The sequence below is a fragment of the Enterobacter sp. Acro-832 genome (genome assembly GCF_011752745.1).
In the GTDB taxonomy this organism is placed as follows: domain Bacteria; phylum Pseudomonadota; class Gammaproteobacteria; order Enterobacterales; family Enterobacteriaceae; genus Enterobacter; species Enterobacter quasiroggenkampii.
Window position 1 is genome coordinate 443,640 of record NZ_VWWX01000004.1, and the last position, 25,808, is coordinate 469,447.

28 protein-coding genes are annotated in these 25,808 nt (G+C 55.8%); 8 read left to right on the plus strand and 20 right to left on the minus strand.

Translation table 11 applies throughout. From position 1 onward, the window contains the following. The first annotated feature begins 97 nt into the window (after window positions 1-97). The gene (locus tag F3J31_RS16850) at window positions 98-742 is read left to right on the plus strand and encodes an OapA family protein (RefSeq protein WP_167214284.1); all 645 of its coding nucleotides are present in this window, start codon (window positions 98-100) and stop codon (window positions 740-742) included. A 68-nt stretch (window positions 743-810) separates the two neighbouring features. On the opposite strand, the gene rplI is transcribed toward F3J31_RS16850, so the two are convergent. The 4 genes from rplI to rpsF are packed head-to-tail and all read right to left on the minus strand — an operon-like array spanning window position 811 to window position 2,250. Then, complete coding sequence (gene rplI / locus F3J31_RS16855) at window positions 811-1,260, minus strand: 50S ribosomal protein L9 (protein ID WP_008502894.1); 450 nt, start codon at window positions 1,258-1,260, stop codon at window positions 811-813. Between the two features lie 41 nt (window positions 1,261-1,301). Next, on the minus strand, window positions 1,302-1,529 hold the full coding sequence (gene rpsR, locus F3J31_RS16860) for a 30S ribosomal protein S18 (RefSeq protein ID WP_000135199.1): 228 nt from the start codon (window positions 1,527-1,529) through the stop codon (window positions 1,302-1,304). A gap of 4 nt (window positions 1,530-1,533) precedes the next feature. After that, window positions 1,534-1,848, minus strand: a complete 315-nt coding sequence (priB, locus tag F3J31_RS16865; protein ID WP_008502895.1) for a primosomal replication protein N — start codon at window positions 1,846-1,848, stop codon at window positions 1,534-1,536. A gap of 6 nt (window positions 1,849-1,854) precedes the next feature. Then, window positions 1,855-2,250, minus strand: a complete 396-nt coding sequence (gene rpsF / locus F3J31_RS16870; RefSeq protein WP_014830397.1) for a 30S ribosomal protein S6 — start codon at window positions 2,248-2,250, stop codon at window positions 1,855-1,857. Between the two features lie 338 nt (window positions 2,251-2,588). Here rpsF and yjfY point away from each other — a divergent pair, with 338 nt between their 5' ends. Beyond that, window positions 2,589-2,864: a DUF1471 family protein YjfY gene (gene yjfY / locus F3J31_RS16875; protein WP_167214287.1), complete on the plus strand. Its 276-nt coding sequence runs from the start codon at window positions 2,589-2,591 to the stop codon at window positions 2,862-2,864. A gap of 141 nt (window positions 2,865-3,005) precedes the next feature. Here yjfY and F3J31_RS16880 read toward each other — a convergent pair whose 3' ends face one another. The 6 genes from F3J31_RS16880 to ulaA are packed head-to-tail and all read right to left on the minus strand — an operon-like array spanning window position 3,006 to window position 7,413. Continuing rightward, the gene (locus F3J31_RS16880; protein WP_167214290.1) at window positions 3,006-3,692 is read right to left on the minus strand and encodes an L-ribulose-5-phosphate 4-epimerase; all 687 of its coding nucleotides are present in this window, start codon (window positions 3,690-3,692) and stop codon (window positions 3,006-3,008) included. Then, window positions 3,685-4,545, minus strand: coding sequence for an L-ribulose-5-phosphate 3-epimerase (locus F3J31_RS16885; RefSeq protein WP_167214293.1), 861 nt, complete (start codon window positions 4,543-4,545; stop codon window positions 3,685-3,687). Before F3J31_RS16885 ends, F3J31_RS16880 begins: the two co-directional genes overlap by 8 nt. Before the next feature lie 9 nt (window positions 4,546-4,554). Continuing rightward, window positions 4,555-5,205, minus strand: a complete 651-nt coding sequence (gene ulaD, locus F3J31_RS16890; protein ID WP_008502901.1) for a 3-keto-L-gulonate-6-phosphate decarboxylase UlaD — start codon at window positions 5,203-5,205, stop codon at window positions 4,555-4,557. A gap of 12 nt (window positions 5,206-5,217) precedes the next feature. Further along, window positions 5,218-5,685 carry a PTS ascorbate transporter subunit IIA gene (ulaC, locus tag F3J31_RS16895; RefSeq protein WP_024907321.1) on the minus strand — a complete coding sequence of 156 codons (468 nt, stop codon included), beginning with the start codon at window positions 5,683-5,685 and terminating at the stop codon, window positions 5,218-5,220. Window positions 5,686-5,694: 9 nt separating this feature from the next. Next, window positions 5,695-6,000: a PTS ascorbate transporter subunit IIB gene (ulaB, locus tag F3J31_RS16900; protein WP_003856022.1), complete on the minus strand. Its 306-nt coding sequence runs from the start codon at window positions 5,998-6,000 to the stop codon at window positions 5,695-5,697. A 12-nt stretch (window positions 6,001-6,012) separates the two neighbouring features. After that, complete coding sequence (gene ulaA / locus F3J31_RS16905) at window positions 6,013-7,413, minus strand: PTS ascorbate transporter subunit IIC (protein ID WP_167214296.1); 1,401 nt, start codon at window positions 7,411-7,413, stop codon at window positions 6,013-6,015. A 358-nt stretch (window positions 7,414-7,771) separates the two neighbouring features. On the opposite strand from ulaA, the gene ulaG reads away from it, so the two are divergent. Together ulaG and ulaR are read left to right on the plus strand one after the other, a co-directional pair. After that, entirely contained in the window at window positions 7,772-8,836 is a 1,065-nt protein-coding gene (gene ulaG, locus F3J31_RS16910) for an L-ascorbate 6-phosphate lactonase (RefSeq protein ID WP_010427455.1), read from the plus strand. 110 nt (window positions 8,837-8,946) lie between these two features. Then, on the plus strand, window positions 8,947-9,702 hold the full coding sequence (gene ulaR / locus F3J31_RS16915) for an HTH-type transcriptional regulator UlaR (protein WP_045907973.1): 756 nt from the start codon (window positions 8,947-8,949) through the stop codon (window positions 9,700-9,702). Here ulaR and yjfP read toward each other — a convergent pair. Beyond that, complete coding sequence (yjfP, locus tag F3J31_RS16920) at window positions 9,699-10,421, minus strand: esterase (RefSeq protein WP_167214299.1); 723 nt, start codon at window positions 10,419-10,421, stop codon at window positions 9,699-9,701. The genes ulaR and yjfP overlap by 4 nt on opposite strands. Before the next feature lie 137 nt (window positions 10,422-10,558). On the opposite strand from yjfP, the gene bsmA reads away from it, so the two are divergent. From bsmA to F3J31_RS16935, 3 genes are all read left to right on the plus strand, one after another. Then, complete coding sequence (gene bsmA, locus F3J31_RS16925) at window positions 10,559-10,888, plus strand: biofilm peroxide resistance protein BsmA (protein WP_072052249.1); 330 nt, start codon at window positions 10,559-10,561, stop codon at window positions 10,886-10,888. Between the two features lie 148 nt (window positions 10,889-11,036). Beyond that, window positions 11,037-11,312, plus strand: a complete 276-nt coding sequence (gene yjfN, locus F3J31_RS16930; protein ID WP_008502907.1) for a DUF1471 family protease activator YjfN — start codon at window positions 11,037-11,039, stop codon at window positions 11,310-11,312. Window positions 11,313-11,483: 171 nt separating this feature from the next. Next, entirely contained in the window at window positions 11,484-13,415 is a 1,932-nt protein-coding gene (locus F3J31_RS16935; RefSeq protein WP_167214302.1) for a methyl-accepting chemotaxis protein, read from the plus strand. Here F3J31_RS16935 and F3J31_RS16940 read toward each other — a convergent pair. Next, window positions 13,412-15,034: an isovaleryl-CoA dehydrogenase gene (locus tag F3J31_RS16940; RefSeq protein WP_167214305.1), complete on the minus strand. Its 1,623-nt coding sequence runs from the start codon at window positions 15,032-15,034 to the stop codon at window positions 13,412-13,414. The genes F3J31_RS16935 and F3J31_RS16940 overlap by 4 nt on opposite strands. Before the next feature lie 193 nt (window positions 15,035-15,227). Here F3J31_RS16940 and F3J31_RS16945 point away from each other — a divergent pair, with 193 nt between their 5' ends. Next, window positions 15,228-16,502 (plus strand): MFS transporter, encoded by a 1,275-nt coding sequence (locus F3J31_RS16945; protein ID WP_167214308.1) that lies wholly within the window; start codon window positions 15,228-15,230, stop codon window positions 16,500-16,502. Window positions 16,503-16,584: 82 nt separating this feature from the next. Here F3J31_RS16945 and rlmB read toward each other — a convergent pair whose 3' ends face one another. The 8 genes from rlmB to hflX all read right to left on the minus strand — a co-directional run bounded on the left by rlmB (window position 16,585) and on the right by hflX (window position 25,756). Beyond that, the gene (gene rlmB / locus F3J31_RS16950) at window positions 16,585-17,316 is read right to left on the minus strand and encodes a 23S rRNA (guanosine(2251)-2'-O)-methyltransferase RlmB (RefSeq protein ID WP_048225287.1); all 732 of its coding nucleotides are present in this window, start codon (window positions 17,314-17,316) and stop codon (window positions 16,585-16,587) included. Window positions 17,317-17,382: 66 nt separating this feature from the next. Then, on the minus strand, window positions 17,383-19,824 hold the full coding sequence (gene rnr / locus F3J31_RS16955; protein ID WP_048027861.1) for a ribonuclease R: 2,442 nt from the start codon (window positions 19,822-19,824) through the stop codon (window positions 17,383-17,385). A 38-nt stretch (window positions 19,825-19,862) separates the two neighbouring features. Next, a complete protein-coding gene (gene nsrR / locus F3J31_RS16960) occupies window positions 19,863-20,288 on the minus strand; it encodes a nitric oxide-sensing transcriptional repressor NsrR (protein WP_010427492.1) in 426 nt (141 codons plus the stop codon). Between the two features lie 192 nt (window positions 20,289-20,480). Further along, on the minus strand, window positions 20,481-21,779 hold the full coding sequence (locus tag F3J31_RS16965; RefSeq protein WP_006178975.1) for an adenylosuccinate synthase: 1,299 nt from the start codon (window positions 21,777-21,779) through the stop codon (window positions 20,481-20,483). 104 nt (window positions 21,780-21,883) lie between these two features. After that, entirely contained in the window at window positions 21,884-22,081 is a 198-nt protein-coding gene (locus tag F3J31_RS16970) for a DUF2065 domain-containing protein (protein ID WP_003855996.1), read from the minus strand. A gap of 71 nt (window positions 22,082-22,152) precedes the next feature. Continuing rightward, entirely contained in the window at window positions 22,153-23,157 is a 1,005-nt protein-coding gene (gene hflC / locus F3J31_RS16975; protein WP_008502916.1) for a protease modulator HflC, read from the minus strand. Window positions 23,158-23,159: 2 nt separating this feature from the next. Further along, a complete protein-coding gene (hflK, locus tag F3J31_RS16980; protein WP_167214311.1) occupies window positions 23,160-24,419 on the minus strand; it encodes an FtsH protease activity modulator HflK in 1,260 nt (419 codons plus the stop codon). 56 nt (window positions 24,420-24,475) lie between these two features. Continuing rightward, complete coding sequence (gene hflX / locus F3J31_RS16985; RefSeq protein WP_023310136.1) at window positions 24,476-25,756, minus strand: ribosome rescue GTPase HflX; 1,281 nt, start codon at window positions 25,754-25,756, stop codon at window positions 24,476-24,478. Window positions 25,757-25,808 lie beyond the last annotated feature (52 nt).

Below are 25,808 nucleotides of genomic sequence, written 5' to 3' on the forward strand. Positions count from 1 at the left end.
TGATGTCACGGATGTCGGGTTTACTACGCCGTTCAGGCAGTTAGCAAACTATACTTCGGGGCACAGGATAAAAAATACGCGGAGCAGGAGGAGTGCCATGCCCGGGCGATTTGAACTGAAACCTACCCTGGCGAAAATCTGGCAGGCGCCGGACAATTTTCGCATCATGGACCCGCTGCCGCCTCTGCATCGCAGAGGGATCATCATTGGTGCGCTGATGGTGATTGTGGGCTTCCTGCTTCCTTCCGGTGGCGATGATGTTGATATCGCCCCCGTCACCCGCAATGCTCAGCTGGATATTCAGTCGCAAACCCGACCGCAGCCTGACGCACAGCCGATGCAGACGCAGCTCGTCACCCCGTCTAACGACCCGGGTCAGGTCGCGCCGGTTGAGCCAGAGCCCATTCAGGACGAACAGCCGCAGGAACAAGCCGCCGCCCCGTCTCAGCCTCAGACGCAACAGCCCACCGGCATTGAGCAACAGTGGCGTTCCTATCGCGTAGAGTCGGGTAAAACGCTGGCGCAGCTGTTCCGTGACCACAACCTGCCGCCGACAGACGTGTATGCCATGGCGAAGGTGGAAGGTGCGGGTAAGCCGCTCAGTAACCTGCAGAATGGCCAGATGGTGCAAATACGCCAGAATGCCAGCGGGGTGGTGACAGGGTTAACGATTGATACCGGAAATGGACAACAGGTGCTGTTTACCCGCCAGCCGGACGGCAGTTTTATCAGGGCACGTTAAGGACTGGGATCTGTAAAAAGCAAAACGCCGGCACAAGGCCGGCGTTTCAACGTGAGCAGAGTAAAAAATTACTCAGCTACAACGTTAACAACCAGTTTAGCGAACACTTCGCTGTGAACCTGGAAGTCAACTTCGTGCTCACCAGTGGTACGCAGAACGCCGTTCGGCAGACGAACTTCGCTCTTAGCCACTTTAACGCCTGCTGCAGAAACTGCATCAGCGATATCGCGGGTACCGATGGAACCGAACAGTTTACCTTCGTCGCCAGCTTTGGACGCGATGGTAACGGTGCCCAGTGCGTTGATTGCTTCAGCGCGAGCATTAGCAGCCGCCAGAACGTCAGCCAGTTTGGCTTCCAGTTCAGCGCGACGTGCTTCGAAAAACTCTACGTTTTTCTTGGTAGCTGGAACAGCTTTACCCTGTGGAACCAGGAAGTTACGAGCGTAGCCCGCTTTAACGTTTACCTGATCACCCAGGCTGCCCAGGTTTGCTACTTTATCAAGCAGAATAACTTGCATTACCTTATCCTCTTAAAGTCGTATTAATGGACCGTGCCCGATTACTGATGACGATCAGTGTACGGCAGCAGGGACAGGTAGCGAGCGCGTTTGATAGCGCGAGCCAGCTGACGCTGATATTTTGCACGAGTACCGGTGATACGGCTTGGGACAATCTTACCGCTTTCGGTGATGTAGTTTTTCAGCGTTGCGATATCTTTATAGTCGATCTCTTGAACGCCTTCCGCGGTGAAACGGCAGAACTTGCGACGACGGAAATAACGTGCCATATGGCTAGTCTCCAGAATCTATCAAATCAATCTGCTCGGCATGCAGAACCATTTTGCTCAGACCGTTCTTTGCCTTGTGGCAAGAGATGAACCCCTGAACGATTACTGCACTACCGACCGTTAAACTGTGAGTAATGGCCTGGTTTTCGTGTCCGCTAATAATAACGGGCATTTGGCACCACGCCTGCCGGTGAAACCCGGCTTCCTCTTGCACAGAACGATGCTCAAGCACGAACTGGCAATGCGGAATTCCTGATGGACTGACCTTTCGAAGGGGAGCCCTGCATACGATGCCGGACAACGCCAGACGGTTGGTCATCAGAAATTACTCTTCAGAATCCCCAGCATCAGAATCATCTGCGGTTTCGTTTGCGAAATCATCGCGACGCTCACGGCGCTCGTCTTTCGCTTTAACCATCGGAGATGCTTCGGTAACTGCGTGTTTAGTACGCATAACCATGCTGCGGATAACGGCATCGTTGAAGCGGAAGTTAGTTTCCAGCTCATCGATCACTTCCTGCGGCGCTTCAACGTTCAGCAGAACGTAGTGAGCTTTGTGCAGTTTGTTGATCGGATAAGCCAGCTGACGGCGGCCCCAGTCTTCCAGACGGTGGATCGTGCCCGCTGCTGCAGTGATTGCACCAGTGTAGCGCTCGATCATACCCGGAACCTGTTCGCTCTGGTCAGGATGGACCATAAAAACGATTTCGTAATGACGCATCGAATTGCTCCTTACGGATTATTCAGCCTCCTGTCTGGGTCAGCCGAGGCCCGGGGAGGCAAGGAACGTGTTAAAGGTCGGCTGAAAAATTGACGCGTCATAATACTTGCGCGCCCCCGGAAACTCAAGCTGATTGCACAAATAATTCGCACAAAGCGCGAAGCGGGTCTAAGTGGGTGATTTAAAATTACTCACACCCGGAAGCGGTGTTTTTTTGAACAACTGCATCAGAAATGGTCACGCTTCCCCGCCGGAGGAATGATTACACTTTAATCAGAGATCACCTGAACAGAAGAAGGAGTCCCCCTCTCAGAGCACGCAGTCGTGGAGCGCATATCATGAAACAAATCGCATTAGCCCTAATGGCAGCGCTTTTGCTCAGTGCAAACGCGATGGCAGCCATCAAGATAGACAGCCGACAGGCCAGAAACATGGATGATGTGCAAAGCTTGGGCGTCATTTACATCAATCATAATTTCGCCACGGAAAGTGAAACAGATCAGGCCCTTAATCAAGAAACCGATGCACAGGGCGCAACCTATTACCACGTGATGTTAATCCGTGAGCCCGGCAGCAACGGCAATATGCACGCCAGTGCAGATATTTACCGATAACGCGTTAACGCTAGCACCAGGAAAGCCAACAACGAGAACATAGCCATAGTTGACGTTGCCCCCTGCCCGGGGGCTTTTTTTTGTGAATGGCTCCGGAATACCACCGGTTACAACTGTTTTTCGGTATTCCAGAGCACTTATTCACTTCTGCCCGTAATAGGCATTCGGGCCGTGCTTGCGCATGAAATGCTTATTCATCAGATAATCATCAATCCCCTGAAGCTGTGGGTTGATGCCGCGAGCAATCCACGCCATGCGTGCCACCTCCTCCATGACAACCGCATTGTGAACGGCGTCGTGGGCATCTTTTCCCCAGGCGAACGGGCCGTGCTGATAGACCACAATACCCGGCGTATGCAGCGGTTCGCTTTCACCCAACGTTTCGATGATAACCTTCCCGGTGTTGAGCTCGTATTCGCCTTCCACTTCAGCCTGCGTTAATGCGCGCGTGCAGGGGATGTCGCCAAAGAAGTAGTCCGCATGCGTTGTTCCCAGCGCCGGGATCGCCAGCCCCGCCTGTGCCCAGGCCGTGGCATGGGTCGAGTGGGTATGCACAACGCCGCCGAGTGAGGGATAACGACGATAAAGCGCCAGATGGGTCGCCGTATCTGAAGAGGGACGCCATTTTCCCTCTACGACGTTTCCGTCAAGATCGACCGCCACCATATCGTCAGCGTTCATGGTGTCATACGCCACACCGCTCGGCTTAATCACGATCAGCCCCTGTTCGCGATCGATAGCGCTAACGTTACCCCAGGTGAAGGTGACCAGGCCATAGCGCGGCAGATCCATGTTGGCTTCAAAGACCTGCTGTTTAAGCTTAAGCATGTTCAGCCTCCAGTAACCCCGCGCGCGCCATACGCTCGCGCACCCAGTCCCGCGCCTTTGCTACTTCCGCCGCAGGGTTTTCCGACGTTTCGCTCCACATCTCGATCAGATAAGGCCCGCAATAGCCGGTCTGCCTGAGCGTCTCGAAGCACCGTTCGAAATCCACCACCCCTGTGCCGAACGGTACGTTTTTAAACACGCCAGGACGGGTATCTTTGACGTGCACCGCCACGATATGCCCCATACCTGCCTGCAGTTCCATCTGCACATCGTTATCCCATGCCGACAGGTTGCCGATATCAGGATAAAGCTGGAACCACGGGTTATTCAGATAGTGCGCGTAGCCCAGCGCCTTGCTGATGGAGTTCATCAACGGGTAGTCCATGATCTCCATCGCCAGCGTGACCTGCGCACGGCTGGCCATCTCAACGCTCTCCTTCAGCCCGTCACGGAAACGACGGCGCGTTTCATCGTTGGCTTCCTGGTAATAAACGTCATAACCCGCCAACTGGATCACGCGGATACCCACGTCCTGCGCAAAGCGAATGGCTTTACGCATGATCTCCAACCCCTGAGCGCGCACAGCATCGTCTTCACTGCCGAGAGGGAAACGGCGGTGGGCGCTCAGGCACATTGACGGCACGCGTACCCCCGTTTCGGCGATGGCGCTCACCAGCGCCAGGCGTTGTTCACGACCCCAGTCGAGACGAGAGAGGCGTTCGTCCGTCTCATCCACGGACATTTCGACAAAATCGAAGCCCAGCTGTTTTGCCAGCTGTAACCGCTCCAGCCAGCACTCCCCCACAGGGAGTGCCTTTTCATAGATGCCAAGCGGGACCTGTTTGGACAACATACCCGCTCCTTAGCCCCAAAGCTGAGCGATTGAGCGTTTGAACTGACGCGCCGCTTCCACTGGAGACGCCGCATCACGAATGCTGCGACCGGCAATAAAGACGTGAATCGGAATGCCCTTGAACAGCGGCAGATCTTCCAGTGCCAGACCGCCGGTAACGGTGACTTTAAAGCCCATATCCGCCAGACGTTTGATCGCGCTGATATCCGCTTCGCCCCACGCCACCCCTGCGGCCTGCGCGTCGCGGCTGCGGTGATACACCACCTGCTGTATACCCGCATCACGCCACTCCTGGGCCTGTTCCCAGGTCCAGAAACCGGTCAGCTCAATCTGCACGTCGCCGTTAAACTCTTTTGCCACGTCCAGCGCGCCTTTGGCGGTGTTGATATCCGCACAGCAAATGACGGTGACCCAGTCGGCGTTGGCTTCGAAGCACATGCGGGAGAGGATTTTGCCTGCGTCGGCTATTTTGGCATCTGCCAGCACGATTTTGTGCGGATAAAGCGCCTTCAGGTCGCGAACGGCGCGAACGCCCTCGCCCACGCAGAGAATGGTACCCACTTCGATGATATCGACTTCTTCCGCAATCAGACGGGTCGTTTCATAAGCGTGGGACAAGGTCTGGTTATCAAGCGCAACCTGCAACATGGGTAATGACATTTTCAATTCCTCTTAAACAGCCGCCGCTGTGGCGTTATCAATTAAATCCAGCACGTCCTGCTCGGTACGGCAGGCGCGTAAACGGTCGAAATTGGCTTCGTCATCAAACAGATTGACGATCTGCATGATGCCCACCTCCTGGTGGGTGTTAGCGTCAACAGCGGCCATGGTGATCAGGATGTCGACCGGGTCATTATCTTCGTGGTTAAACACCAGCGGCGTTTTCAGCGTCACCAGCGCGAAGCCGGTTTTCTTGACGCCCTCTTCCGGGCGGCCATGCGGCATCGCCAGGCCCGGCGCAATCACAAAATAAGGGCCATGCTGCGCCACACCATCCAGAATTGCCTGGTAGTAACGCGGCTCGACAACGTCAGCCTTAACCAGCAGATCCACGCTCAGCTTTACCGCTTCCTGCCAGGTGCTGGCCTCAGCCTGTAAAAGGATGGAGTTATTCTCTGCCAGCGAATCACGTAGTTTCATGTGGCGTCCTTACTTCACGTCTTGTGGAAAGTGCTCTTTAATCACTTCCAGCAGTTTTGGTCCGAAATCCGCAGGCGACAGCATGTTGCGCACGCCCACCACGTATTTATTACCCGACACACTGATTTCGCCGGCGATATGAGTAGAGGCGATGATGATGTCCGCGCCGTTCAGCTCACTTTTGTATTCACCCACTGCGCAGCTGTTTACCGTGTGGTCGATGTTGGACTGGGTTAAAAACTGGTCCACTTTCATCTTCATGATCATGGAGCTGCCTTGCCCATTACCACACACAGCCAGGATACGTACGGTCATAATCGAAACTCCTTAATGAGCAGAGACTTCTGCTGTTTGTTTTTCCGCGTCTTCTTCTGCTCGCAGCGAACGGCCAGCGAAGAACATATAAGCCAGAGCAATCAGGATGATGATGGCCATAAAGACCAGCCCGATGGAGGCAAAGCCCTGCATCATCGGCGGTGCCAGAATTGACCAGTCCGCCATACCCATCCAGGCGCTCATACTGGTGAGCTTGACCGCCCACACGCAGCCGAAGATTTCCACCATGCCCATCACCAGGCAGATTTTGAGCGCCGCACGCCAGCCGCCGAAGTGGTTAGCGAATACGCCGATGGTGGCGTTGGAGAAGAACATCGGGATAAAGCCTGGAATAATCAGGATTGAGGAGCCGCAGCCGACCAGAATGCCCACTGCAATCAGCTGGCCGATAGTGCCCCACATAAAGCCCCAGACCACCGCGTTTGGCGCGAAGCTATAGATAGCGGCACAGTCGATGGCCAGTACCGCGCCAGGGATCAGGCGCTGGGAGATACCGTTGAACGCTTCCGACAGTTCGGCAACGAACATACGTACGCCCTGAGTGATGATGAAGATCGCCACCGCGAAGGAGAAACCGGTCTGCAGGATGTAAACCGTCCAGTGGGTTTTGCCTGCCATCGCCTGCACCACGTCAATACCGAAGGAGAGCAGAATGGCCCCGAAGAAGATGGTCATGACAATTGCGGTCGAAACGATGTTGTCGTGGAAGATATTCAGCCAGCCAGGCAGCTTGAGGTCTTCAACGCTCTCTTCTTTTTTGCCCAGGTACGGCGCAACTTTATAGGCAATCCAGGAAGCAAACTGCTGCTGATGGCCGATGGAGAAACCGCAGCCGTCCGTCACTTCCTGAGTCGGCTTGTACATCATGTTGGAGGTGATACCCCAGTAGAGCGAGACCAGCACCGCGGTGCAGATAATCGTGGTCCACATTGGGTAACCGAAGATATAGAGAGAAACCGCGATCAGCCCCGCCTGCTGGAACATGATGTGCCCGGTGAGCATGATGGTGCGAATGCCGGTAATACGACGCAGGAGAACGTAGATGATGTTCAGCGCCAGGGCGAGCAGCACTGCATACCCCACCCAGCTATAGGCATCACCCATGCGCTCGATGGTCGCCATCATTGAGGCGTAAGTGTCAGAAATCGCACCGTTGATGCCATACACTTCGGACATTTTGGCGACGACCGGCTTAAAGGTGCTGGTCAGAATGCCAGACCCCGCCTGTAACAGCATGAAACCGATAATGGTTTTGATGGTGCCTTTAATAATCACGCTGACGCTTTTGCGCAGCAGGATATAGCCCAGACACGTCACGATACCCAGCAGCAGCGGGGCGTTGGTCATTACCTGATTAAAGAACACGGTAAAGACGTTGTAGAGGATCTCCATAACTCTCTCCAGAAATGAGAACACGAGGGGTAATCCCTGTGCGGTTGGTGTCATCACTCTATTAATCACAAATAATCACCACAAGATTGCATTTGATTATTTGTGACGTATCACGCAATTTATTTCCATGCAGTTAATAATGATTTTCACTACTGCATTGCGAAAACAAATTAATCCTTATAATTCATCAAATTAATGAGTTGCGCGTACTACTATAACAAGTAAGAAGCGGAGAATCTGTGAAGTTGAACGGATAAAAATCCGCATTTTTACCATTGCAAAGCGCGTCAAATGGTGCCAGCATTAATCACAACAAATCACCAAGTGATTACTTTTGATTAAACCAGGAGTCAAAACGATGAGTAAAGTGAACACCATCACCCGTGAGTCATGGATTCTGAGCACCTTCCCGGAATGGGGCAGCTGGCTGAATGAAGAGATCGAGCAGGAACAGGTTGCTCCTGGTACCTTTGCGATGTGGTGGCTGGGCTGCACCGGTATCTGGCTGAAATCAGAAGGCGGCGCCAATATCTGCGTCGATTTCTGGTGCGGCACCGGCAAGCAGAGCCACGGCAACCCGTTGATGAAAAAGGGCCACCAGATGCAGCGCATGGCGGGCGTGGAAAAACTGCAGCCGAACCTGCGTACCACGCCGTTTGTGCTCGATCCGTTTGCCATTCGCCAGATCGACGCCGTGCTCTCCACTCACGATCACAACGATCATATCGATGTGAACGTGGCGGCAGCGGTGATGCAAAACTGTGCTGACGATGTGCCATTTATCGGGCCGCAGACCTGCGTGGATCTGTGGATTGGCTGGGGCGTGCCGAAAGAGCGCTGCATCGTGATGAAGCCTGGCGACGTGGTGAAAATTAAAGATATTGAAATCCATGCGCTGGATGCCTTTGACCGTACAGCACTGATTACCCTGCCTGCCGATCAGAAAGCCGCGGGTGTACTGCCGGACGGTATGGATGAGCGCGCGGTTAACTATCTGTTTAAAACCCCTGGCGGCTCCCTGTACCACAGCGGCGACTCTCACTACTCTAACTACTACGCGAAGCACGGTAACGAGCACCAAATCGACGTGGCGCTGGGCTCCTACGGTGAGAACCCGCGCGGCATTACCGACAAAATGACCAGCGCCGACATGCTGCGCATGGCGGAAGCGCTGAATACCAAAGTGGTGATTCCGTTCCACCACGATATCTGGTCAAACTTCCAGGCCGATCCGCAGGAAATCCGCGTGCTGTGGGAGATGAAAAAAGACCGCCTGAAGTATGGCTTCAAGCCGTTCATCTGGCAGGTCGGCGGCAAGTTCACCTGGCCGCTGGACAAAGATAATCTTGAATATCACTACCCACGTGGTTTCGATGATTGCTTCACCATTGAGCCAGACCTGCCGTTCAAGTCCTTCCTCTGATTGTGCAGCCACATCGCCAGACTTGATGTCTGGCGATGTCATATTTCTTTTAGTAATTTCACGCTATTTCAAATATCATCTTTTCAAATCAATTCTTATCGGAATAGCTCATGACGGAAGCGCAACGGCATCAAATTCTCCTGGAACTCCTGGCGCAAACCGGGTTTATCACCGTCGAGAAAGTGATCGAACGTTTAGGGATCTCCCCGGCAACGGCGCGGCGGGATATCAACAAGCTGGATGAAAGCGGCAAGCTGAAAAAGGTCCGCAACGGCGCGGAAGCGATCAGCCAGCAGCGCCCTCGCTGGACGCCAATGAATATTCATCAGGCGCAAAATCATGATGAAAAAGTGCGGATTGCCAGAGCCGCGTCGCAGCTGGTGAATCCTGGTGAGAGCGTCGTGATCAACTGCGGTTCCACGGCATTTCTGCTGGGCCGTGAAATGTGCGGCAAGCCGGTGCAAATCATCACCAACTACTTACCGCTCGCCAACTATCTGATCGACCAGGAGCATGAGAGCGTGGTGATCATGGGCGGGCAGTACAACAAAAGCCAGTCCATCACCCTTAGCCCTCAGGACAGCGAAAACAGTCTCTATGCCGGGCACTGGATGTTTACCAGCGGCAAAGGCCTGACGGCAGATGGCCTGTATAAAACCGATATGCTGACCGCGATGGCGGAACAAAACATGCTCAACGTTGTGGGCAAGCTCGTTGTGCTGGTCGACAGCAGCAAAGTGGGCGAGCGCGCTGGCATGCTGTTCAGCCGTGCTGAGCAGATCGACATGGTGATCACCGGCAAAGGCGCCAACCCTGAGATCCTCCAGAAGCTGGAAGATCAGGGCGTAAAAGTGCTGCGCGTTTAAAGGTGCTGGCGGAAAAACGCCACCGTAGCGTCCAGCGCCGTGGGCGTGATGCGGTGGCGGACGCCCGCTTCCCACAGACAGGTGAGATTACCGTCCATGCCTGCATTCATTAACGCCTGCTGTAGTCGAAAAGTTCCCTCAGGCGGGACCACATCATCCGCGTCGCCGTGCCACAGCAGCAGCGGGCGATCCGCCAGGCGCGGCAATGCCAGGGTCACGTCCCACTCATCGAGCGTCGCGGTGATTTGCGCTAAATCCTGAGGGGGAAAGAGCGTCTTCGCCAGCGACGTAAAATAGCCCGAGCCCATCAGGCAGGCGACCGATTTCACTTCCGGATGATGCGTCATAATCCCCAGCGCCGTCATACCTCCCATCGACGCTCCGGCCACGGCCAGACGATTCTCTGCCACCAGCCCTGCCTCATAAAGCGCATCGCGCAACCCGGCAAACTCGGTCAGGCTCCCGTGCAGAATGTGCCAGAACTGCCCAAGACGCGCCTGTTCGTTACCCATAAAGCGGGCGCCGTGGTCAGGCGCATCCGGCATCACCACGCGAAACCCCGCCTGCGCCAGCGCAACCGCAAAATAACTGTAAACCAGCTTCGATGAGGTAAACCCGTGATAAAAAACCACAACAGGCAGCGGTTTATCACGTTTACCCGCTGGCATAGCGTGTAAAATTTCATGGTCGCCGAGGTGGCGTATTTCAATTTCAATCATTGTCGACCCTGTACGAATGTATGATTCATAATGTTGAGAACTGGGTTACGCTTTCACATCATTTTCATTCGAAATATACGTCCCAGATAACACTTCGGGAACATTCCCCCAAAACTAAATTCACAGACAACTACACTATGGCTATCAGGAAACGAGATATGGTTATGCGCAGGTTTGCTGCTTTAGTACTGGTGTTTCTGCTCAGTGGCTGTAGCGCGCTGCAGGGAACGCCGCAACCCGCTCCACCGGTCGCCGATCATCCACAGGAGATTCGTCGTAATCAGACGGAAGGATTACAACGAATGGGCACCGTCTCCGCGCTGGTTCGCGGCTCCCCGGATGACGCAGAAGCGGCAATCAAAGCACAAGCCGTCGCCGCCAAAGCAGATTATTACGTCATCATTATGATCGACGAAACCATCATAACGGGACAGTGGTATTCACAGGCCATTTTGTACCGTAAATAATGGTTTTCCTTTGAACGAGATTTACACTGCTTTGCGTCCATAGACATTTTCCTGTCCACAATAAACTCCATGCCCGCGTCAATGGAAGGGAGTTTATTCGCGAAGGATTGCCCGGCGGATACCGGAGATATGTGAAATGGAGCTGACGATGAAACGAACTCTTGCTTTGACCTCTCTGTTGCTCTCAGCCGGCCTGGTGAGCACCACTGCGCAGTCAGCAGAATTCGCCAGTGCTGACTGTGTAACTGGCCTGAATGAAATTGGCCAGATCTCCGTGAATAATATCTCGGGGAGCCCGCAAGACGTTGAACGCGTTGTGGCATTAAAGGCCGATGAGCAGGGTGCTTCATGGTATCGCATCATCCAGATGCAGGAAGATAACCATATCGACCACTGGCGGGTACAGGCCATTCTCTACGTGTAATATCCTCCTGATAAAAGCCACTTATTTTTAGTGGCTTTTCGCTTTTGCAAATTTTTTATCTAATCAAAAACCAATAAATAACAACAAAATAACATTTTGTTACATTAATTCAGTAAACGTAATCCCCGCTCTGCCGTTGAAGAACCATACCTTTTCAATGATGAGCAATTTATGATCAACGTTTTTCGCCGTGCAGGCCTGGGGGCGAAGCTGTCGCTGCTTACGGGCGTCAGTGTCGCCACGCTGTTTCTGCTTTTCACTTTTCTGCTCAGTCAAAAAGCCAGCCAGCAGCTTGAAGCCCTTGCGGTAGAAGACCTGCATAATCAGTCTACCGGCATGGTCGACATGGTGCAGATGTTTAACACCAGCCTGAGTGAAGAGGTGGAGAGTTATACCCGGCTGTTTACTACCTTTTTACCGCAGCCACTGAATAGTGATCCTTCCCAACCCCAGACGATCAACGGGCTCAGCGTCCCGCTTCTGAAAGGCGGCGACACCGGGCTACATGAAAATAACACCCTGTCGGACGACTTCCTGAACCGTACGGGAGCCATCTCGACGCTGTTTGTACGCAGCGGAAACGACTTTGTTCGCGTAGCGACTTCCCTGCGCAAAGAGAATGGCGAGCGGGCAATGGGCACCGTGCTGGATACTTCCAGTCCGGCCTTTGCCGCCGTCAACAAAGGTGAAGTCTACCGCGGCCTGGCGCTGCTGTTTGGCAAACGCTACATCACCCAGTATCAGCCCGTAAAAAACGCCGAAGGACAGGTCATTGCGATCGTCTTTGTTGGGGTGGACATCACTCACTCCTGGAACGTCATGCGCGAGAAAATTCTCAACCGCCGCCTGGGTGAGAGCGGTCACTTCTTCGTGCTGGATCGCAGCAACGGCAAAACGCGCGGGCAATACCTGTTCCATGCCGGTGAAGAGGGACAGCTGCCGAAGTGGGACGACGCGACGCAGCAGCAGCTTCTGGGTGACAAGCCCGGCACCCTGGAACGCGTAAGCGACGACGGCCGCACGCTGAAAATGGCGTATACCCCGCTGCCAGGCTGGAACTGGACTATTGTCGGCGAAGTGGATAAATCAGTGCTGCTCTCAAGCGTTACCGCCATGCGCGATCGTTTCCTGCTGGCCGGCGTGGTCTTATCTATCCTGTTTGCTGGTCTGTTCGTGGTCATTATTCGCCGCGTGCTGACCCGACCGCTGCGCAATGTGATCCATCTTGCCCGGCAATATGCCGCAGGGGATCTCCGTTCCAGCCTGCCCGTGACGCGCCAGGACGAAGTCGGCCAGCTGATCGACGCTATCAACGGCATCGGTGGCGGCCTGCAAAAAATTGTCCTGCAGGTCCGCGAGGCCGCAGGCGAGATCCATTTGGGCACCAACGCGCTGGCCGCCGATACCGGCGAGATTTCAGAGCAGATCAACAAGCAGGCCAGCAGCGTGGAAGAGACCTCCGCCAGCATGGAGCAGTTGGCCGCCACCGTGCAGCAAAATGCCGCCAACATGGAGCAAACGCAGCAGTTGGTGGGTGAAACCTCGCTCGCGGTGCATCAGGGCGGTGAGACGGTCACCCACGCGGTGTCGACGATGGACGACATTCGCGAAGCGTCAAAACGCATCGAAGACATCACGCGCGTGATTGAGTCTATCGCTTTCCAGACCAATATCCTGGCGCTGAATGCGGCAGTGGAAGCGGCCCGCGCGGGCGAGCACGGGAAAGGGTTTGCGGTGGTCGCGCAGGAAGTTCGCGCCCTGGCCGGACGCAGCGCCAACGCGGTGAAGGAGATTGAACAGCTGATTGGCGATACGCTCAGGAAAGTGAGTGAGGGCCATGCGCTGTCTGAACAGACGCGCCTGGCGATGGATGACATCATCATTCATATCGATAACATCAGCCAGCTGGTCACCGAGATTAACCATGCCTCACGCGAGCAGTCCGCAGGGATTGGCCAGGTGAATCTCGCCATGACCCACATTGGTGAAGCATCGCATATTAATGCGGATCGTATCTCACGCAGCGAACAAACCGCTCAAACGCTGCGTGAGAAGGGATCACATCTGGCCCAGCTGGTAAGTCTGTTCCAGCTAAAAGACTAACCGACTCTGCCCGTCGCACGCAGCAGCAGGTCATTTTGCACCTGCTCGCTCATCAGCGTGCCGCCACGGGTATCCAGCATCATGCGGCACCACGCCTGCGCTACCGGGGGCGATGCGTGCCGCAGCATTTCGCTCCCGGCACCCAGGAGGAAAAGCTGCTGCGCAATTTCCCGCCCCTGCGCCTCCTGCGGTTTACGCAGTTTTTGCTGAAGCTGTCGCCAGCTGCGGTCGAAGTGTCTGTCCTGCCCTTTGACCTGTGCAAACTCCTCGGCAAGCAGATCGTGAATACCCGGCTGCTTCGCCAGCACGCGCAGCACGTCCAGGCACATGATGTTGCCGGACCCTTCCCAGATGCTGTTCACCGGCATCTCGCGATACAGGCGGGGAAGTTCGCTCTCCTCGCAGTACCCGACTCCGCCCAGCACCTCCATCGCTTCAGCCACAAACGGGATGCCCGCTTTGCACACGCTAAATTTCGCGGCCGGGGTAAACAGCCGCGCCCATGCCGCCTCCTTCGGATCCGCGCGTTTATCCCACGCCCGCGCCAGGCGGAACAGCAGCGCCGTTTGCCCCTCCAGCACCAGCGCCATCCGGCTTAGCACTTCGCGCATGAGCGGCTGATCGATAAGATTTTTGCCGAAGGTCTGGCGCTGATGCGCGTGGTACAGCGCCACGGACAACGCACGGCGCATGAGTCCGTGGCTGCCCAGCGCGCAGTCAAAGCGCGTCAGACCGCCCATTTTGAGGATCTGCCGGACCCCTTCGCCCTCTTCCCCCAGCAGCCAGCCGGAGGCATCAAGAAACTCCACCTCGCTGCTGGCGTTGGAGCGGTTCCCGAGCTTGTCCTTAAGACGCTCCAGCCGGACGGCGTTGCGCTGTCCGTCAGGCAAAAAGCGCGGCACAAAAAAGCAGGACAACCCGCCCTTCGCCTGCGCCAGCACGAGATGCGCATCGCTTTGTGGGACGGAGAAAAACCATTTATGCCCCACCAGCCGGTAGCTGCCGTCGCCGCATTTTTCCGCTTTGGTGGTGTTGCTCAGCACGTCCGAGCCGCCCTGCTTTTCCGTCATCCCCATACCGATCAGCAGGCCGCGCTTTTGCGCGCCAGGCGCCAGATGCGGATCGTAGCGATCGCTGAGTAGCGGCGTCAGCCAGTCGTGAAATATTTTGGGAAGCGCCTGCTGCAGAAGCGGCGTGGCGGCAAACGTCATGGTGACCGGGCAAAGCGTGCCCGCTTCCACCTGAGCATGAAGCACAAAGCGTGCGGCCCGCGCGACAAACGACCCTTTACGCGCCTCCTCTTCCCATGCCAGGTTATGTACCCGATTGGCACACAGCCCCTGCATCAGCAGGTGCCATGCCGGGTGAAAGCGGACGTCATCCAGTCGCTCTCCGGTGGCGTCATAACGAAGCAACTCCGGCGGATTTACGTTCGCCAGCCTGCCCAGCTCCAGCGACTCTGCGGTGCCTAACTGCTGCCCGATGCTGGCGAGCAGCTCGATATCCCACTCGGCCCCTTCACGCGCGACCGCATCGCGCAGCGCGCAGTCCGAGAGAAAAAGGTTGCTGTTAGAGAGTGGTGCGGGTTGATTGAAAACGGTATGGGTCTGCCAGTGCATACTGTCTCCCTCCTTCAGTGGCAATGACGATAAGTATGGACAGACCGCGCATACGCTGCATGGGAGGGGAGTCACACGTTCACGATCCCGCTAATATCATTCGTGAAATAGCTCACAGAACATAAGAATAAACTATTTCATGACTTCGCTTTTGTTGAATAATTTATTCTTACTCTTTTCAGTGAGGATCGTTATGCAACCGGATGCGCACAAGCGAGCATTAATTGCCGGCTCCATTGGTAACTTTATCGAGTGGTATGAGTTTGCGGTCTACGGTTTTCTGGCGACCGTCATTGCGAAGAACTTCTTCCAGCTTGAAGGGGAAGCAGGGCTTACCAGCCTGATCCTCACCTACGCCTCATTCGCCATCGCCTTCTTCTTCCGTCCGCTGGGTGCGGTGGTGTTTGGACGCATCGGCGACCGAATTGGCCGTAAGCCGACGCTCATTATTGTGCTGGTGCTCATGACGCTCGCTACCGCCGCCATCGGCATTGTGCCGGTCTACGCCAGCATCGGGATTGCCGCACCGCTGATCGTTACGCTGCTTCGCATCCTGCAGGGGCTGTTCGCGGGCGGCGAGTACGGCGGTGCGGTCTCGCTGATGACGGAGTTTGCTCCGCGCGGCAAGCGCGGGCTCTATGGTGCCTGGCAGTCCTTTACCGTGGCGCTGGGGCTGTTAGCGGGTGCAGGCATCGTGGCGCTGCTCTCCGCCCTCCTCACGCCTGAGGCCCTGCACGACTGGGGCTGGCGCATTCCTTTCTTCCTGGCGCTGCCCATGGGCGTTGTTGCGCTGTGGCTTCGTGTCAGTATGGAAGAGACACCCAGCTTTGTGCAGCAGCAGGATAAACCGGCTGTCGCTCAGGCGGATATTGCCGCCACGCTCCGGGCCATCGTGATGGGGATTGGCCGCGTAATGGTCTGGTCTGCAGCGGGGTATACCTACCTGGTGATTATGCCGACCTATCTGCAGTCGGCGCTGCACACCGGGTTTAACCAGGCGCTGCTGATCGCGGTGATTTCGAACGTTGGGTTTGCGCTGACCATCATTCCATCGGGGATCCTGAGCGATAGGATCGGGCGTCGCACGGTGATGATTATCGCCACCGCGCTGCTGCTGATCCTCGCCCTGCCGCTGCTGAAACTTCTGCAGGCGGAGTCCAGCACGCTGGCGGTGAAAGCGATAGTGGTATTGATTGCGGGCGGCCTGGTGGGCATGCTGGCAGGGCCGGGCCCGGCGATGCTCTCTGAGATGTTCCCGACGCGCGTACGCTATACCGGGCTGGGGTTGGCCTACTCGTTATCGAACGCGATTTTCTCGGGCTGTGCGGGGTTAATTATTACCGGGCTGATTAAGCAGACGGGTAACCTGGATATTCCGGCGTACTACGTGATGGCAACGGCGGTGGTGAGTATTTTCGCGCTGATGACACTGAGGAAGGATGACCATCTGCGGTCGTTAGAGAAGTGAGGTTGTTTTGCCGGGTGGCGGCTTCGCCTTACCCGGCCTACAAAACCGTAGGCCCGGTAAGCGAAGCGCCACCGGGCGAAAATCAGCTGCGCTGACGCACCGCTTCAAACAGGCAAATACCCGTCGCAACAGACACGTTCAGGGAGGACACGCTGCCCGCCATCGGGATGCTGATCAGCTCGTCGCAGTGCTCGCGGGTCAGACGACGCATGCCTTCACCTTCCGCCCCCATCACCAGCGCCAGACGGCCGGTCATTTTGCTCTGGTACAGAGTATGATCCGCTTCACCGGCAGTCCCGACGATCCAGATGTTCTCTTCCTGCAGCAGACGCATGGTGCGCGCCAGGTTAGTCACGCGGATCAGCGGAACGTTTTCCGCCGCGCCGCAGGCCACTTTCTTCGCCGTCGCATTCAGCTGTGCAGAACGATCTTTCGGCACGATCACCGCATGCACGCCCGCCGCATCCGCGCTGCGCAGACACGCGCCGAGGTTATGCGGATCGGTGACGCCATCGAGGATCAGGAAGAACGGATTCTCCAGCCCAGCGATCAGATCCGGCAGATCGTTCTCCTGATACTGACGGCCCGGCTTCACTCGGGCAATAATGCCCTGGTGCACCGCCCCATCACTTTTTTCATCCAGGAACTGGCGGTTCGCCAACTGGATCACCACGCCCTGCGCTTCCAGGGCGTGGATCAGCGGCATCAGACGTTTATCTTCACGCCCTTTCAGAATAAACACTTCCTGAAAACGCTCCGGTGCGCGCTCGAGAAGGGCCTGCACCGCGTGGATGCCGTAAATCATTTCACTCATTGATGGTTCTCGTAATAAGTATTTCTCCTCTCCCGGTTGGGGAGAGGGTCAGGGTGAGGGGAGAATTTACTCCGCCTGCTTTTTCTTAGCCGCGCGCTTCGCTTTGGTGGCGGCCGCTATTTTCTGTGTCTTCGCGGAAGGTTTCTTCGCGGAACGGGCTTCTTTCTTCGCCGCCTTCGGCTTCTGCTTCTTCTCGCCGCGGAACGCGCTGTCCGGCTCGAAGTTCACCTTCTTACCGGCCTGACGGCGCTTGCCGCTCGTTTTGCCGTTTCCGCCTTTTTTCGCTCTTTCGCGCTCGGTTTTACCGACGTTACGCGGGGCGCGCTCGCTGGAGATCAGGCTGAAGTCGATTTTACGGTCGTCCATATTCACGGCCTCAACCTTCACTTCCACGCGGTCGCCCAGACGATAGGTCTGGCCGCCAGATTCGCCGATCAGACGCTGGCCGACCTGGTCGAAGCGGTAGTAGTCGTTATCCAGGCTGGAGACGTGCACCAGACCGTCGATAAACAGCTCATCCAGACGAACGAAGAAGCCAAAGCCGGTCACGCTGGCAATCACGCCTTTGAAGACGTTGCCGACCTGGTCCAGCATAAAGTCACACTTCAGCCAGTCCGCCACGTCGCGGGTGGCCTCATCGGCACGGCGTTCGGTCATGGAGCAGTGCTGACCTAGCTGTAGCATCTCTTCCATCGAATAGTGGTAGCCACCGGTTTCGGTGGTGTTCCCTTTATGTCCCTGCTCCTGCGCCAGCAGATACTTGATCGCACGGTGCAGAGAGAGGTCAGGGTAACGACGGATCGGCGACGTAAAGTGGGCGTAAGACTGCAACGCCAGGCCGAAGTGACCGCGGTTTTCCGGATCGTAAATCGCCTGCTTCATTGAGCGCAGCAGCATCGTCTGCAGCATTTCTGCATCAGGACGATCGCTAATGGATTCCAGCAGCTCGGCGTAATCGCGCGGCTCTGGCTTGTTGCCGCCCGGCAGCTCCAGGCCCAGTTCGGCCAGCACGGAGCGGAACGCGGTGATGGCTTCCGTCGACGGTTTATCGTGAATACGGAACAGCGCCGGTTCTTTGGCTTTCTCAACGAAGCGTGCCGCCGAGATGTTCGCCAGAATCATACACTCTTCGATCAGCTTGTGCGCATCGTTACGCTGGGTCTGTTCGATACGCTCAATGCGGCGCTCGGCGTTGAAGATAAACTTCGCTTCTTCGCTCTCAAAGGAGATCCCGCCGCGCTCTTCGCGCGCCTGATCCAGCGTTTTGTAGAGGTTATGCAGCTCTTCGATGTGTTTGACCAGCGGCGCATACTGTTCGCGCAGATCCTGGTCGCCCTGCAGCATATGCCAGACCTTGGTATAGGTCAGACGCGCATGCGAACTCATCACCGCTTCGTAGAACTTGTAGCCGGTTAAGCGCCCTTTGTTGGAGATGGTCATCTCGCACACCATACAGAGGCGGTCAACCTGCGGGTTCAGGGAGCACAGACCGTTAGAGAGCACTTCCGGCAGCATCGGTACAACCTGCGACGGGAAGTAGACCGAGGTACCGCGGCTGCGCGCTTCGTTATCCAGCGGGGTATGCGGACGAACATAGTAGCTTACGTCTGCAATCGCTACCCACAGACGCCAGCCGCCACCGCGTTTTTTCTCGCAGTAGACAGCGTCATCGAAGTCACGGGCGTCTTCACCGTCGATCGTGACCAGCGGCAGGGAGCGGAGATCCACGCGGCCCACTTTGGATTCTTCCGGCACTTCTTCACGCAGGCTTTCGATCTGCTCTTCAACCGCTTTCGGCCAGATGTACGGAATTTCGTGGGTGCGCAGCGCCATATCAACGGCCATGCCGGTGCCCATGTTATCGCCCAGCACTTCGACGATTTTACCTACCGCTTTGGTGCGACGGGTTGGGCGCTGGGTGAGTTCCACCACCACCACAAAGCCCATGCGGGCACCCATCACCTCTTCAGGTGGGATCAGGATGTCGAAGCTCAGACGGCTGTCGTCCGGCACCACGAACCCCACGCCCGCGTCGGTAAAGTAGCGGCCGACAATCTGGCTGGTTTTTGGCACCAGAACGCGCACGACACGCGCTTCGCGGCGGCCTTTACGGTCGGCACCCAGCGGCTGCGCCAGAATTTGGTCGCCGTGGATGCACATTTTCATCTGTTCAGATGAGAGATACAGATCGTCTTTACGGCCTTCTACGCGCAGGAAGCCGAAGCCATCGCGGTGACCAATGACGGTCCCTTTCAGCAGATCGAGGCGTTCTGGCAGCGCGTAGCACTGGCGGCGGGTAAAGACCAGTTGCCCGTCACGCTCCATCGCGCGCAGGCGGCGGCGAAGGGCTTCAATTTGTTCTTCACCTTCAATGTTTAATTCAACAGCAAGTTCTTCACGATTGGCGGGTTTTTCGCGTTTTGTTAAGTGTTCAATGATGAACTCGCGGCTGGGGATAGGATTCGCGTATTTTTCGGCTTCGCGTTCCTGGAAAGGATCGTGTGACATGTCGGTTCCTCCGTTGTCAGCTCCGGTGGAAATTTTCTTCATTCCACCAGCAATAATTTATAAAGCGGTTGATTCTCTTCAACCAAATCGGCCAGCGTGTAGTTATCCAGTTCCATGAGAAAACTTTGCACGGCCTTAGAAAGCGCCTGTTTCAGGCGGCAAGCGGGCGTGATGTGGCAGAACTCGCTGCTGCAGTTCACCAGAGAGAGCGGCTCCAGTTCACGTACCACATCGCCAACACGAATACTCTGTGCCGGTTTACCAAGACGGATCCCACCATTCTTCCCGCGGACGGCAGCAACGTATCCGGCACGACTAAGTTGATTGATTATTTTGACCATATGATTACGGGATACGCCGTAGACCTCTGTGACTTCAGAGATACTGGTCATTTTCCCATCGGGTAACGACGCCATGTAGATCAGCGCGCGTAAGCCGTAATCGGTGAAACTTGTTAACTGCACATCAACCTCAGGAAAAAGGGAAATCGCGGACAAACCGCAGAGATATTCATTAATGATGATAAACCAGCCAGATAGTTAGCGGCTAATTTATTTGACAGACGGGGCGAAAAAGCGGAGATCCAGGAGCGGTCGCCGGATGGCGCTACGCTTATCCGGCCTACGGGTCTCCCCGCAGGCCAGCAGTCACGAAGATTATGCGTCGAACGGGTCGCGCAGGATCATCGTTTCAGTACGATCCGGGCCGGTAGAAATAATATCGATCGGCACTTCGGTCAGTTCTTCAATACGCTTGATGTAATCCAGCGCCGCCTGCGGCAGGCCGCTACGCTCTTTCACACCGAAAGTGGTCTCAGACCAGCCCGGCATGGTTTCGTAGATTGGCTCAATGCCTTCCCAGTCGTCAGCAGCCAGCGGAGTGGTGGTCACTTCGCGGCCATCTGGCATACGGTAGCCTACGCAGATTTTCACTTCTTTCAGGCCGTCCAGTACGTCCAGCTTGGTCAGGCAGAAGCCAGACAGGGAGTTGATCTGCACTGCACGACGCACGGCAACCGCATCCAGCCAGCCGGTACGACGACGACGACCGGTGGTCGCGCCAAACTCGTTACCCTGCTTGCACAGGAACTCGCCGGTTTCATCAAACAGTTCGGTCGGGAATGGACCCGCACCCACGCGAGTGGAGTACGCTTTGATGATACCCAGAACGTAATCCACATAACGTGGACCCAGGCCAGAGCCGGTCGCCACGCCACCCGCGGTGGTGTTAGAGGAGGTTACGTACGGATAGGTACCGTGGTCGATGTCCAGCAGCGTACCCTGCGCACCTTCGAACATGACGAAATCGCCACGCTTGCGCGCCTGGTCCAGCAGATCGGACACATCAACAACCATACCGGTCAGAATGTCTGCAATCGCCATGACGTCATCCAGCACTTTCTGGTAGTCAACAGCGTCAGCTTTGTAGAAGTTCACCAGCTGGAAGTTGTGATATTCCATCACTTCTTTCAGCTTTTCAGCGAAGGTCGCTTTGTCGAAGAGATCGCCCACGCGCAGACCGCGACGTGCAACTTTATCTTCGTAAGCCGGGCCGATACCACGACCGGTGGTGCCGATCGCTTTCGCGCCACGCGCTTTTTCACGCGCAACGTCCAGCGCCACGTGATAATCCAGGATCAGCGGGCAGGCTTCGGAGAGCAGCAGACGCTCACGAACAGGGATACCACGGTCTTCCAGACCTTTCATCTCTTTCATCAGCGCCGCTGGAGACAGCACAACGCCGTTACCGATGATGCTGGTGACGTTTTCGCGAAGAATGCCTGATGGAATAAGATGGAGGACGGTTTTTTCACCGTTGATTACGAGAGTATGGCCTGCGTTGTGACCGCCCTGGTAGCGCACAACATATTTAGCCCGTTCAGTCAGAAGATCAACAATCTTCCCTTTACCTTCGTCACCCCATTGGGTGCCCAGTACGACGACGTTGTTACCCATTTTTTTCAAAATCACCGTTTGCTTAAAAATGGATTCTACCATCGCTTTTTCAGATATACAGCACTTTTTGACCTCAAAATACGCCGATTGCGCCTACTTTTTGATCAGCCAATCGTTTTCCTCAACATGTAGTAGATCACGATGCCCGCAACCACAAGACCGCCGCCAAAACGGCGTAAAATATTATCCGGCAGTTGGCTCATGGTGGCGATCATTCGACGCCAGGCGCGTGGATAGAGCATCGGTCCCAGACCTTCAAGCACCAGGACAAGGGCCAGCGCGAGCCAGATCGTTGAATTCATTTTTGTTCCTTATAAAAGAAAACCACCGCTCCGTGGGGAGCGGTGGTTTGAATACTCAAACGAGCCTGAGTTTATCGCGTTGCGTTAGTCGGCGTCTTCATATAACGGAAGAAATCGCTGTCCGGGCTGAGCACCATCACATCCTGGTTGCTCTGGAAGCTATTCTCGTAAGCACGCAGGCTACGGATAAAGGCATAGAAGTCAGGATCCTGGCTGAAGGCATCAGCAAACAGTTTCGCGGCTTCCGCATCACCTTCACCGCGCAGGATACGGCCCTGGCGCTCAGATTCCGCCAGCGTCTTGGCCACTTCGTAGTCCGCAGCAGCACGCAGCTTCTCCGCCTCTTCCTGGCCCTGTGAACGGTGACGACGGGCGACCGCTTCACGCTCGGCGCGCATACGGTTGTAAATCGCCTCGGACACTTCCACCGGCAGGTTGATCTGCTTGATACGCACGTCCACCACTTCGATACCCAGCGCAGCCATACTGTTCGGGTTGATCACCGGCACTTTACCGTTGGTTTCTGCCTGAACGCGTTCAGCCGCTTTAGCAATTGCATCGTCAGCTGCTGGCGTTGAAACTTCATCTTCAGTGCCCGCGGTGCCGGAGTTCAGCGCATCGCGAACTTCCAGGGTCAGACGGCCACGGGAGTCGGTCACGATGTCTTTCACATCCAGACGACCAATCTCGGAACGCAGACGGTCAGAGAACTTACGTTTCAGCAGCACTTCCGCCTGAGAAACGTCACCGCCGCCCGTTGCCAGGAAGTAACGGCTGAAATCACTGATGCGCCATTTGATATAGGAATCAACGATCAGGTCTTTCTTCTCTTTGGTCACGAAACGGTCGGCCTGGTTATCCATGGTCTGGATACGCGCATCCAGCGTTTTCACAGACTGAATGAACGGCACCTTGAAGTGCAGGCCCGGTTCGTAAATGACCGGACGTTTGTCGCCATCACGCACGACGCTGCTGAACTGGAACTTAATCCCACGCTCGCCCTCTTTCACCACAAAGATCGAGGTATAAAGCACGACCAGTACGATGACGATGATCGCAATAACTGACTTACGCATCCTTATTCCCCCTGACGCTGGTAGTCGTTACGCTGCGCGTTAGCACGGCGTTGGTCCATAATGTCACCATCGTTCGAAGAAGGCGTTGTGTTCGTGCTGGCGCTGCCCGTTGAGGATGGCGGCAGACGCAGCAGGTTGTTCGCACCGCTGTTGTCTTTTGCTGCCGGAGCAGAACCGCCTTTCAGCATCTGATCCAGCGGCAGCACCATCAGGTTTCCGCCTTTACTGTCGTTAACCAATACTTTGCGGGTGTGGCTCAGCACTTTTTCCATGGTCTCGATATAGAGACGCTCACGGGTAATTTCCGGCGCCGCTTTATATTCAGGCAGGATCTTCGCAAAGCGAGCCACTTCACCCTGTGCTTCCAGGATGGTCTGGGTCTTATACGCACGCGCTTCTTCCAGAATACGCTGCGCCTGACCGTTAGCACGCGGCTGAACTTCGTTGGTATAGGCTTCTGCTTCACGAATGTACTGCTGTTCGTTTTCACGTGCAGCAATCGCATCGTCAAAGGCCGCTTTTACCTCTTCCGGCGGACGGGCAGCCTGGAAGTTGACGTCCAGCAGGGTAATACCCATGTTGTACGGACGAATGGTCTCTTCCAGCTCACGCTGGGTATCGCTACGAATAACGGTACGACCTTCGGTCAGAATGCGGTCCATGGTGTATTTACCGATCACACCACGCAGGGCGCTGTCGGTCGCCTGACGCAGGCTGTCATCGGCGCTGGTCACGCTAAACAGATAACGCTCAGGATCGGTCACGCGGTACTGCACGTTCATCTCAACGCGCACGACGTTTTCGTCAGAGGTCAGCATCACGCCGGAGGCGGCCAGTTCACGGACGGATTCCACGTTGACCGCAGTCACGTCGTCAATGAAGGTCGGTTTCCAGTTCAGGCCCGGCTCAACCAGATGGCTGAACTTACCGAAGCGGGTCACCACACCGCGTTCCGCTTCTTTAATGGTGTAGAACCCGGTAGCAGCCCAGATGATTACCACTGCAGCGGCAACAATACCCACTACGCGGCCACCCATTTGCGGGCGCGGCCCCTGGGTGGAATTTCCATCTGAGCCAGAACCTTTACCTCCGCCAAGACCACCAAGCTTTTTGCTCAGCTTGCGGAAGATATCATCCAGATCCGGCGGCCCCTGCTCGCGACCACCTTTGTTGCCATTTCCCCCAGAGTTGCCGCCTTGATTATTGCTGCTTCCCCACGGGTCGCGGTCCTGTCCGTTATTACCGGGCTGATTCCACGCCATGTATATGCTCCATATTTGTTATGCAAGGGCGAATTATTCAGGCATCCCCTTTCTGATCAGACGATATAGTCGACCAGCGCAGGTTCTTGTTTACAGAGGCGACGCCAGTCAACGATCGGCATACGCACCTGCATCCCCACGCTGCCGTCATCCTCCATCCACTCTTTTTCTATCGCCTGAAGCTGATAAAACCGGCTGCGCAGCCTGCCTTCCTGTGGCGGCAGTCGCAGCGTGTGCTGAGCTACCTCACCGGAAAGACGTTCTGTCAAAGCCTGGAAAAGCAGTGGCACACCAATACCGGTCTGGGCAGAAAGCCAGACCCGAATCGGTTTGTTCTCTTCATCTCTGTCGATACGCGGTTCGAAATCGTCCAGCATATCGATCTTGTTCATGACCAACAGCGTGGGAATTTCGTGGGCGTCGATCTCTTCGAGCACCACGTTTACCGCGTCGATGTTCTCCTGCACGCGCACGTCTGCCGCATCAATCACGTGCAGCAGCAGCGTCGCCTGTCGCGTCTCCTGCAGGGTGGCCTTGAATGCCGCCACCAGGTCATGCGGCAGGTGACGGATAAACCCTACGGTATCCGCCAGCACCGTTTCACCGACGTCTGCGACGTCAATACGGCGCAGCGTAGGGTCCAGGGTCGCAAACAGCTGGTCTGCAGCATAAACCTGGGCCTCGGTTATCTGGTTAAACAGGGTGGATTTACCGGCGTTGGTATACCCCACCAGCGACACCGTCGGGATGTCGGCTTTGGTTCGTGCCCGACGCCCCTGCTCACGCTGTTTCTCAACCCTTTCCAGACGTGAGAGGATCTGGGTAATTCGGCCACGCAGCAAACGACGGTCGGTTTCGAGCTGGGTTTCACCCGGGCCGCGCAAACCAATCCCGCCTTTTTGTCTTTCAAGGTGGGTCCAGCCACGCACCAGACGCGTTGCCAGATGGCGCAGCTGCGCCAGCTCAACCTGCAGTTTCCCTTCGTGGGTACGTGCACGCTGAGCAAAAATGTCTAAAATCAATCCCGTGCGATCGATAACACGGCATTCGCAGAGAGCTTCCAGGTTGCGCTCCTGGGCTGGAGACAGCGCATGATCAAACAACACGACTGACGCGCCGGTTGCTTTTACGGCATCCGCAATTTCGACTGCTTTACCTTCACCAACAAAATACTTTGGGTGCGGCGCTTTACGGCTACCGGTAATCACCTGCATTGCTTCGACACCGGCGGAAGAGACCAGAGATTCAAACTCCTGGAGGTCTTCCATATCTTTGTCTTGCGAAAAATAGATGTGTACCAGCACCGCCTGCTCACCGGCATCATAACGGTCAAACAAGCGTAAACCTCTCTAAAAAGATCAGCGGGGAACGCAGGATCCCTGGCTCCCC

What these genes read in the sequence shown, in the direction of transcription:
- ulaD (WP_008502901.1), bottom strand. Translation starts at nt 5,205, where the DNA reads ATGTCATTACCCATGTTGCAGGTTGCGCTTGATAACCAGACCTTGTCC.
- rnr (WP_048027861.1), bottom strand. Translation starts at nt 19,824, where the DNA reads ATGTCACACGATCCTTTCCAGGAACGCGAAGCCGAAAAATACGCGAAT.
- rlmB (WP_048225287.1), bottom strand. Translation starts at nt 17,316, where the DNA reads ATGAGTGAAATGATTTACGGCATCCACGCGGTGCAGGCCCTTCTCGAG.
- rpsR (WP_000135199.1), bottom strand. Translation starts at nt 1,529, where the DNA reads ATGGCACGTTATTTCCGTCGTCGCAAGTTCTGCCGTTTCACCGCGGAA.
- F3J31_RS16945 (WP_167214308.1), top strand. Translation starts at nt 15,228, where the DNA reads ATGCAACCGGATGCGCACAAGCGAGCATTAATTGCCGGCTCCATTGGT.
- ulaA (WP_167214296.1), bottom strand. Translation starts at nt 7,413, where the DNA reads ATGGAGATCCTCTACAACGTCTTTACCGTGTTCTTTAATCAGGTAATG.
- priB (WP_008502895.1), bottom strand. Translation starts at nt 1,848, where the DNA reads ATGACCAACCGTCTGGCGTTGTCCGGCATCGTATGCAGGGCTCCCCTT.
- rplI (WP_008502894.1), bottom strand. Translation starts at nt 1,260, where the DNA reads ATGCAAGTTATTCTGCTTGATAAAGTAGCAAACCTGGGCAGCCTGGGT.
- F3J31_RS16940 (WP_167214305.1), bottom strand. Translation starts at nt 15,034, where the DNA reads ATGCACTGGCAGACCCATACCGTTTTCAATCAACCCGCACCACTCTCT.
- yjfY (WP_167214287.1), top strand. Translation starts at nt 2,589, where the DNA reads ATGAAACAAATCGCATTAGCCCTAATGGCAGCGCTTTTGCTCAGTGCA.
- F3J31_RS16935 (WP_167214302.1), top strand. Translation starts at nt 11,484, where the DNA reads ATGATCAACGTTTTTCGCCGTGCAGGCCTGGGGGCGAAGCTGTCGCTG.
- ulaR (WP_045907973.1), top strand. Translation starts at nt 8,947, where the DNA reads ATGACGGAAGCGCAACGGCATCAAATTCTCCTGGAACTCCTGGCGCAA.
- yjfN (WP_008502907.1), top strand. Translation starts at nt 11,037, where the DNA reads ATGAAACGAACTCTTGCTTTGACCTCTCTGTTGCTCTCAGCCGGCCTG.
- F3J31_RS16970 (WP_003855996.1), bottom strand. Translation starts at nt 22,081, where the DNA reads ATGAATTCAACGATCTGGCTCGCGCTGGCCCTTGTCCTGGTGCTTGAA.
- ulaB (WP_003856022.1), bottom strand. Translation starts at nt 6,000, where the DNA reads ATGACCGTACGTATCCTGGCTGTGTGTGGTAATGGGCAAGGCAGCTCC.
- F3J31_RS16850 (WP_167214284.1), top strand. Translation starts at nt 98, where the DNA reads ATGCCCGGGCGATTTGAACTGAAACCTACCCTGGCGAAAATCTGGCAG.
- ulaC (WP_024907321.1), bottom strand. Translation starts at nt 5,685, where the DNA reads ATGAAACTACGTGATTCGCTGGCAGAGAATAACTCCATCCTTTTACAG.
- ulaG (WP_010427455.1), top strand. Translation starts at nt 7,772, where the DNA reads ATGAGTAAAGTGAACACCATCACCCGTGAGTCATGGATTCTGAGCACC.
- yjfP (WP_167214299.1), bottom strand. Translation starts at nt 10,421, where the DNA reads ATGATTGAAATTGAAATACGCCACCTCGGCGACCATGAAATTTTACAC.
- F3J31_RS16880 (WP_167214290.1), bottom strand. Translation starts at nt 3,692, where the DNA reads ATGCTTAAGCTTAAACAGCAGGTCTTTGAAGCCAACATGGATCTGCCG.
- rpsF (WP_014830397.1), bottom strand. Translation starts at nt 2,250, where the DNA reads ATGCGTCATTACGAAATCGTTTTTATGGTCCATCCTGACCAGAGCGAA.
- F3J31_RS16965 (WP_006178975.1), bottom strand. Translation starts at nt 21,779, where the DNA reads ATGGGTAACAACGTCGTCGTACTGGGCACCCAATGGGGTGACGAAGGT.
- hflK (WP_167214311.1), bottom strand. Translation starts at nt 24,419, where the DNA reads ATGGCGTGGAATCAGCCCGGTAATAACGGACAGGACCGCGACCCGTGG.
- F3J31_RS16885 (WP_167214293.1), bottom strand. Translation starts at nt 4,545, where the DNA reads ATGTTGTCCAAACAGGTCCCGCTTGGCATCTATGAAAAGGCACTCCCT.
- bsmA (WP_072052249.1), top strand. Translation starts at nt 10,559, where the DNA reads ATGGCTATCAGGAAACGAGATATGGTTATGCGCAGGTTTGCTGCTTTA.
- hflC (WP_008502916.1), bottom strand. Translation starts at nt 23,157, where the DNA reads ATGCGTAAGTCAGTTATTGCGATCATCGTCATCGTACTGGTCGTGCTT.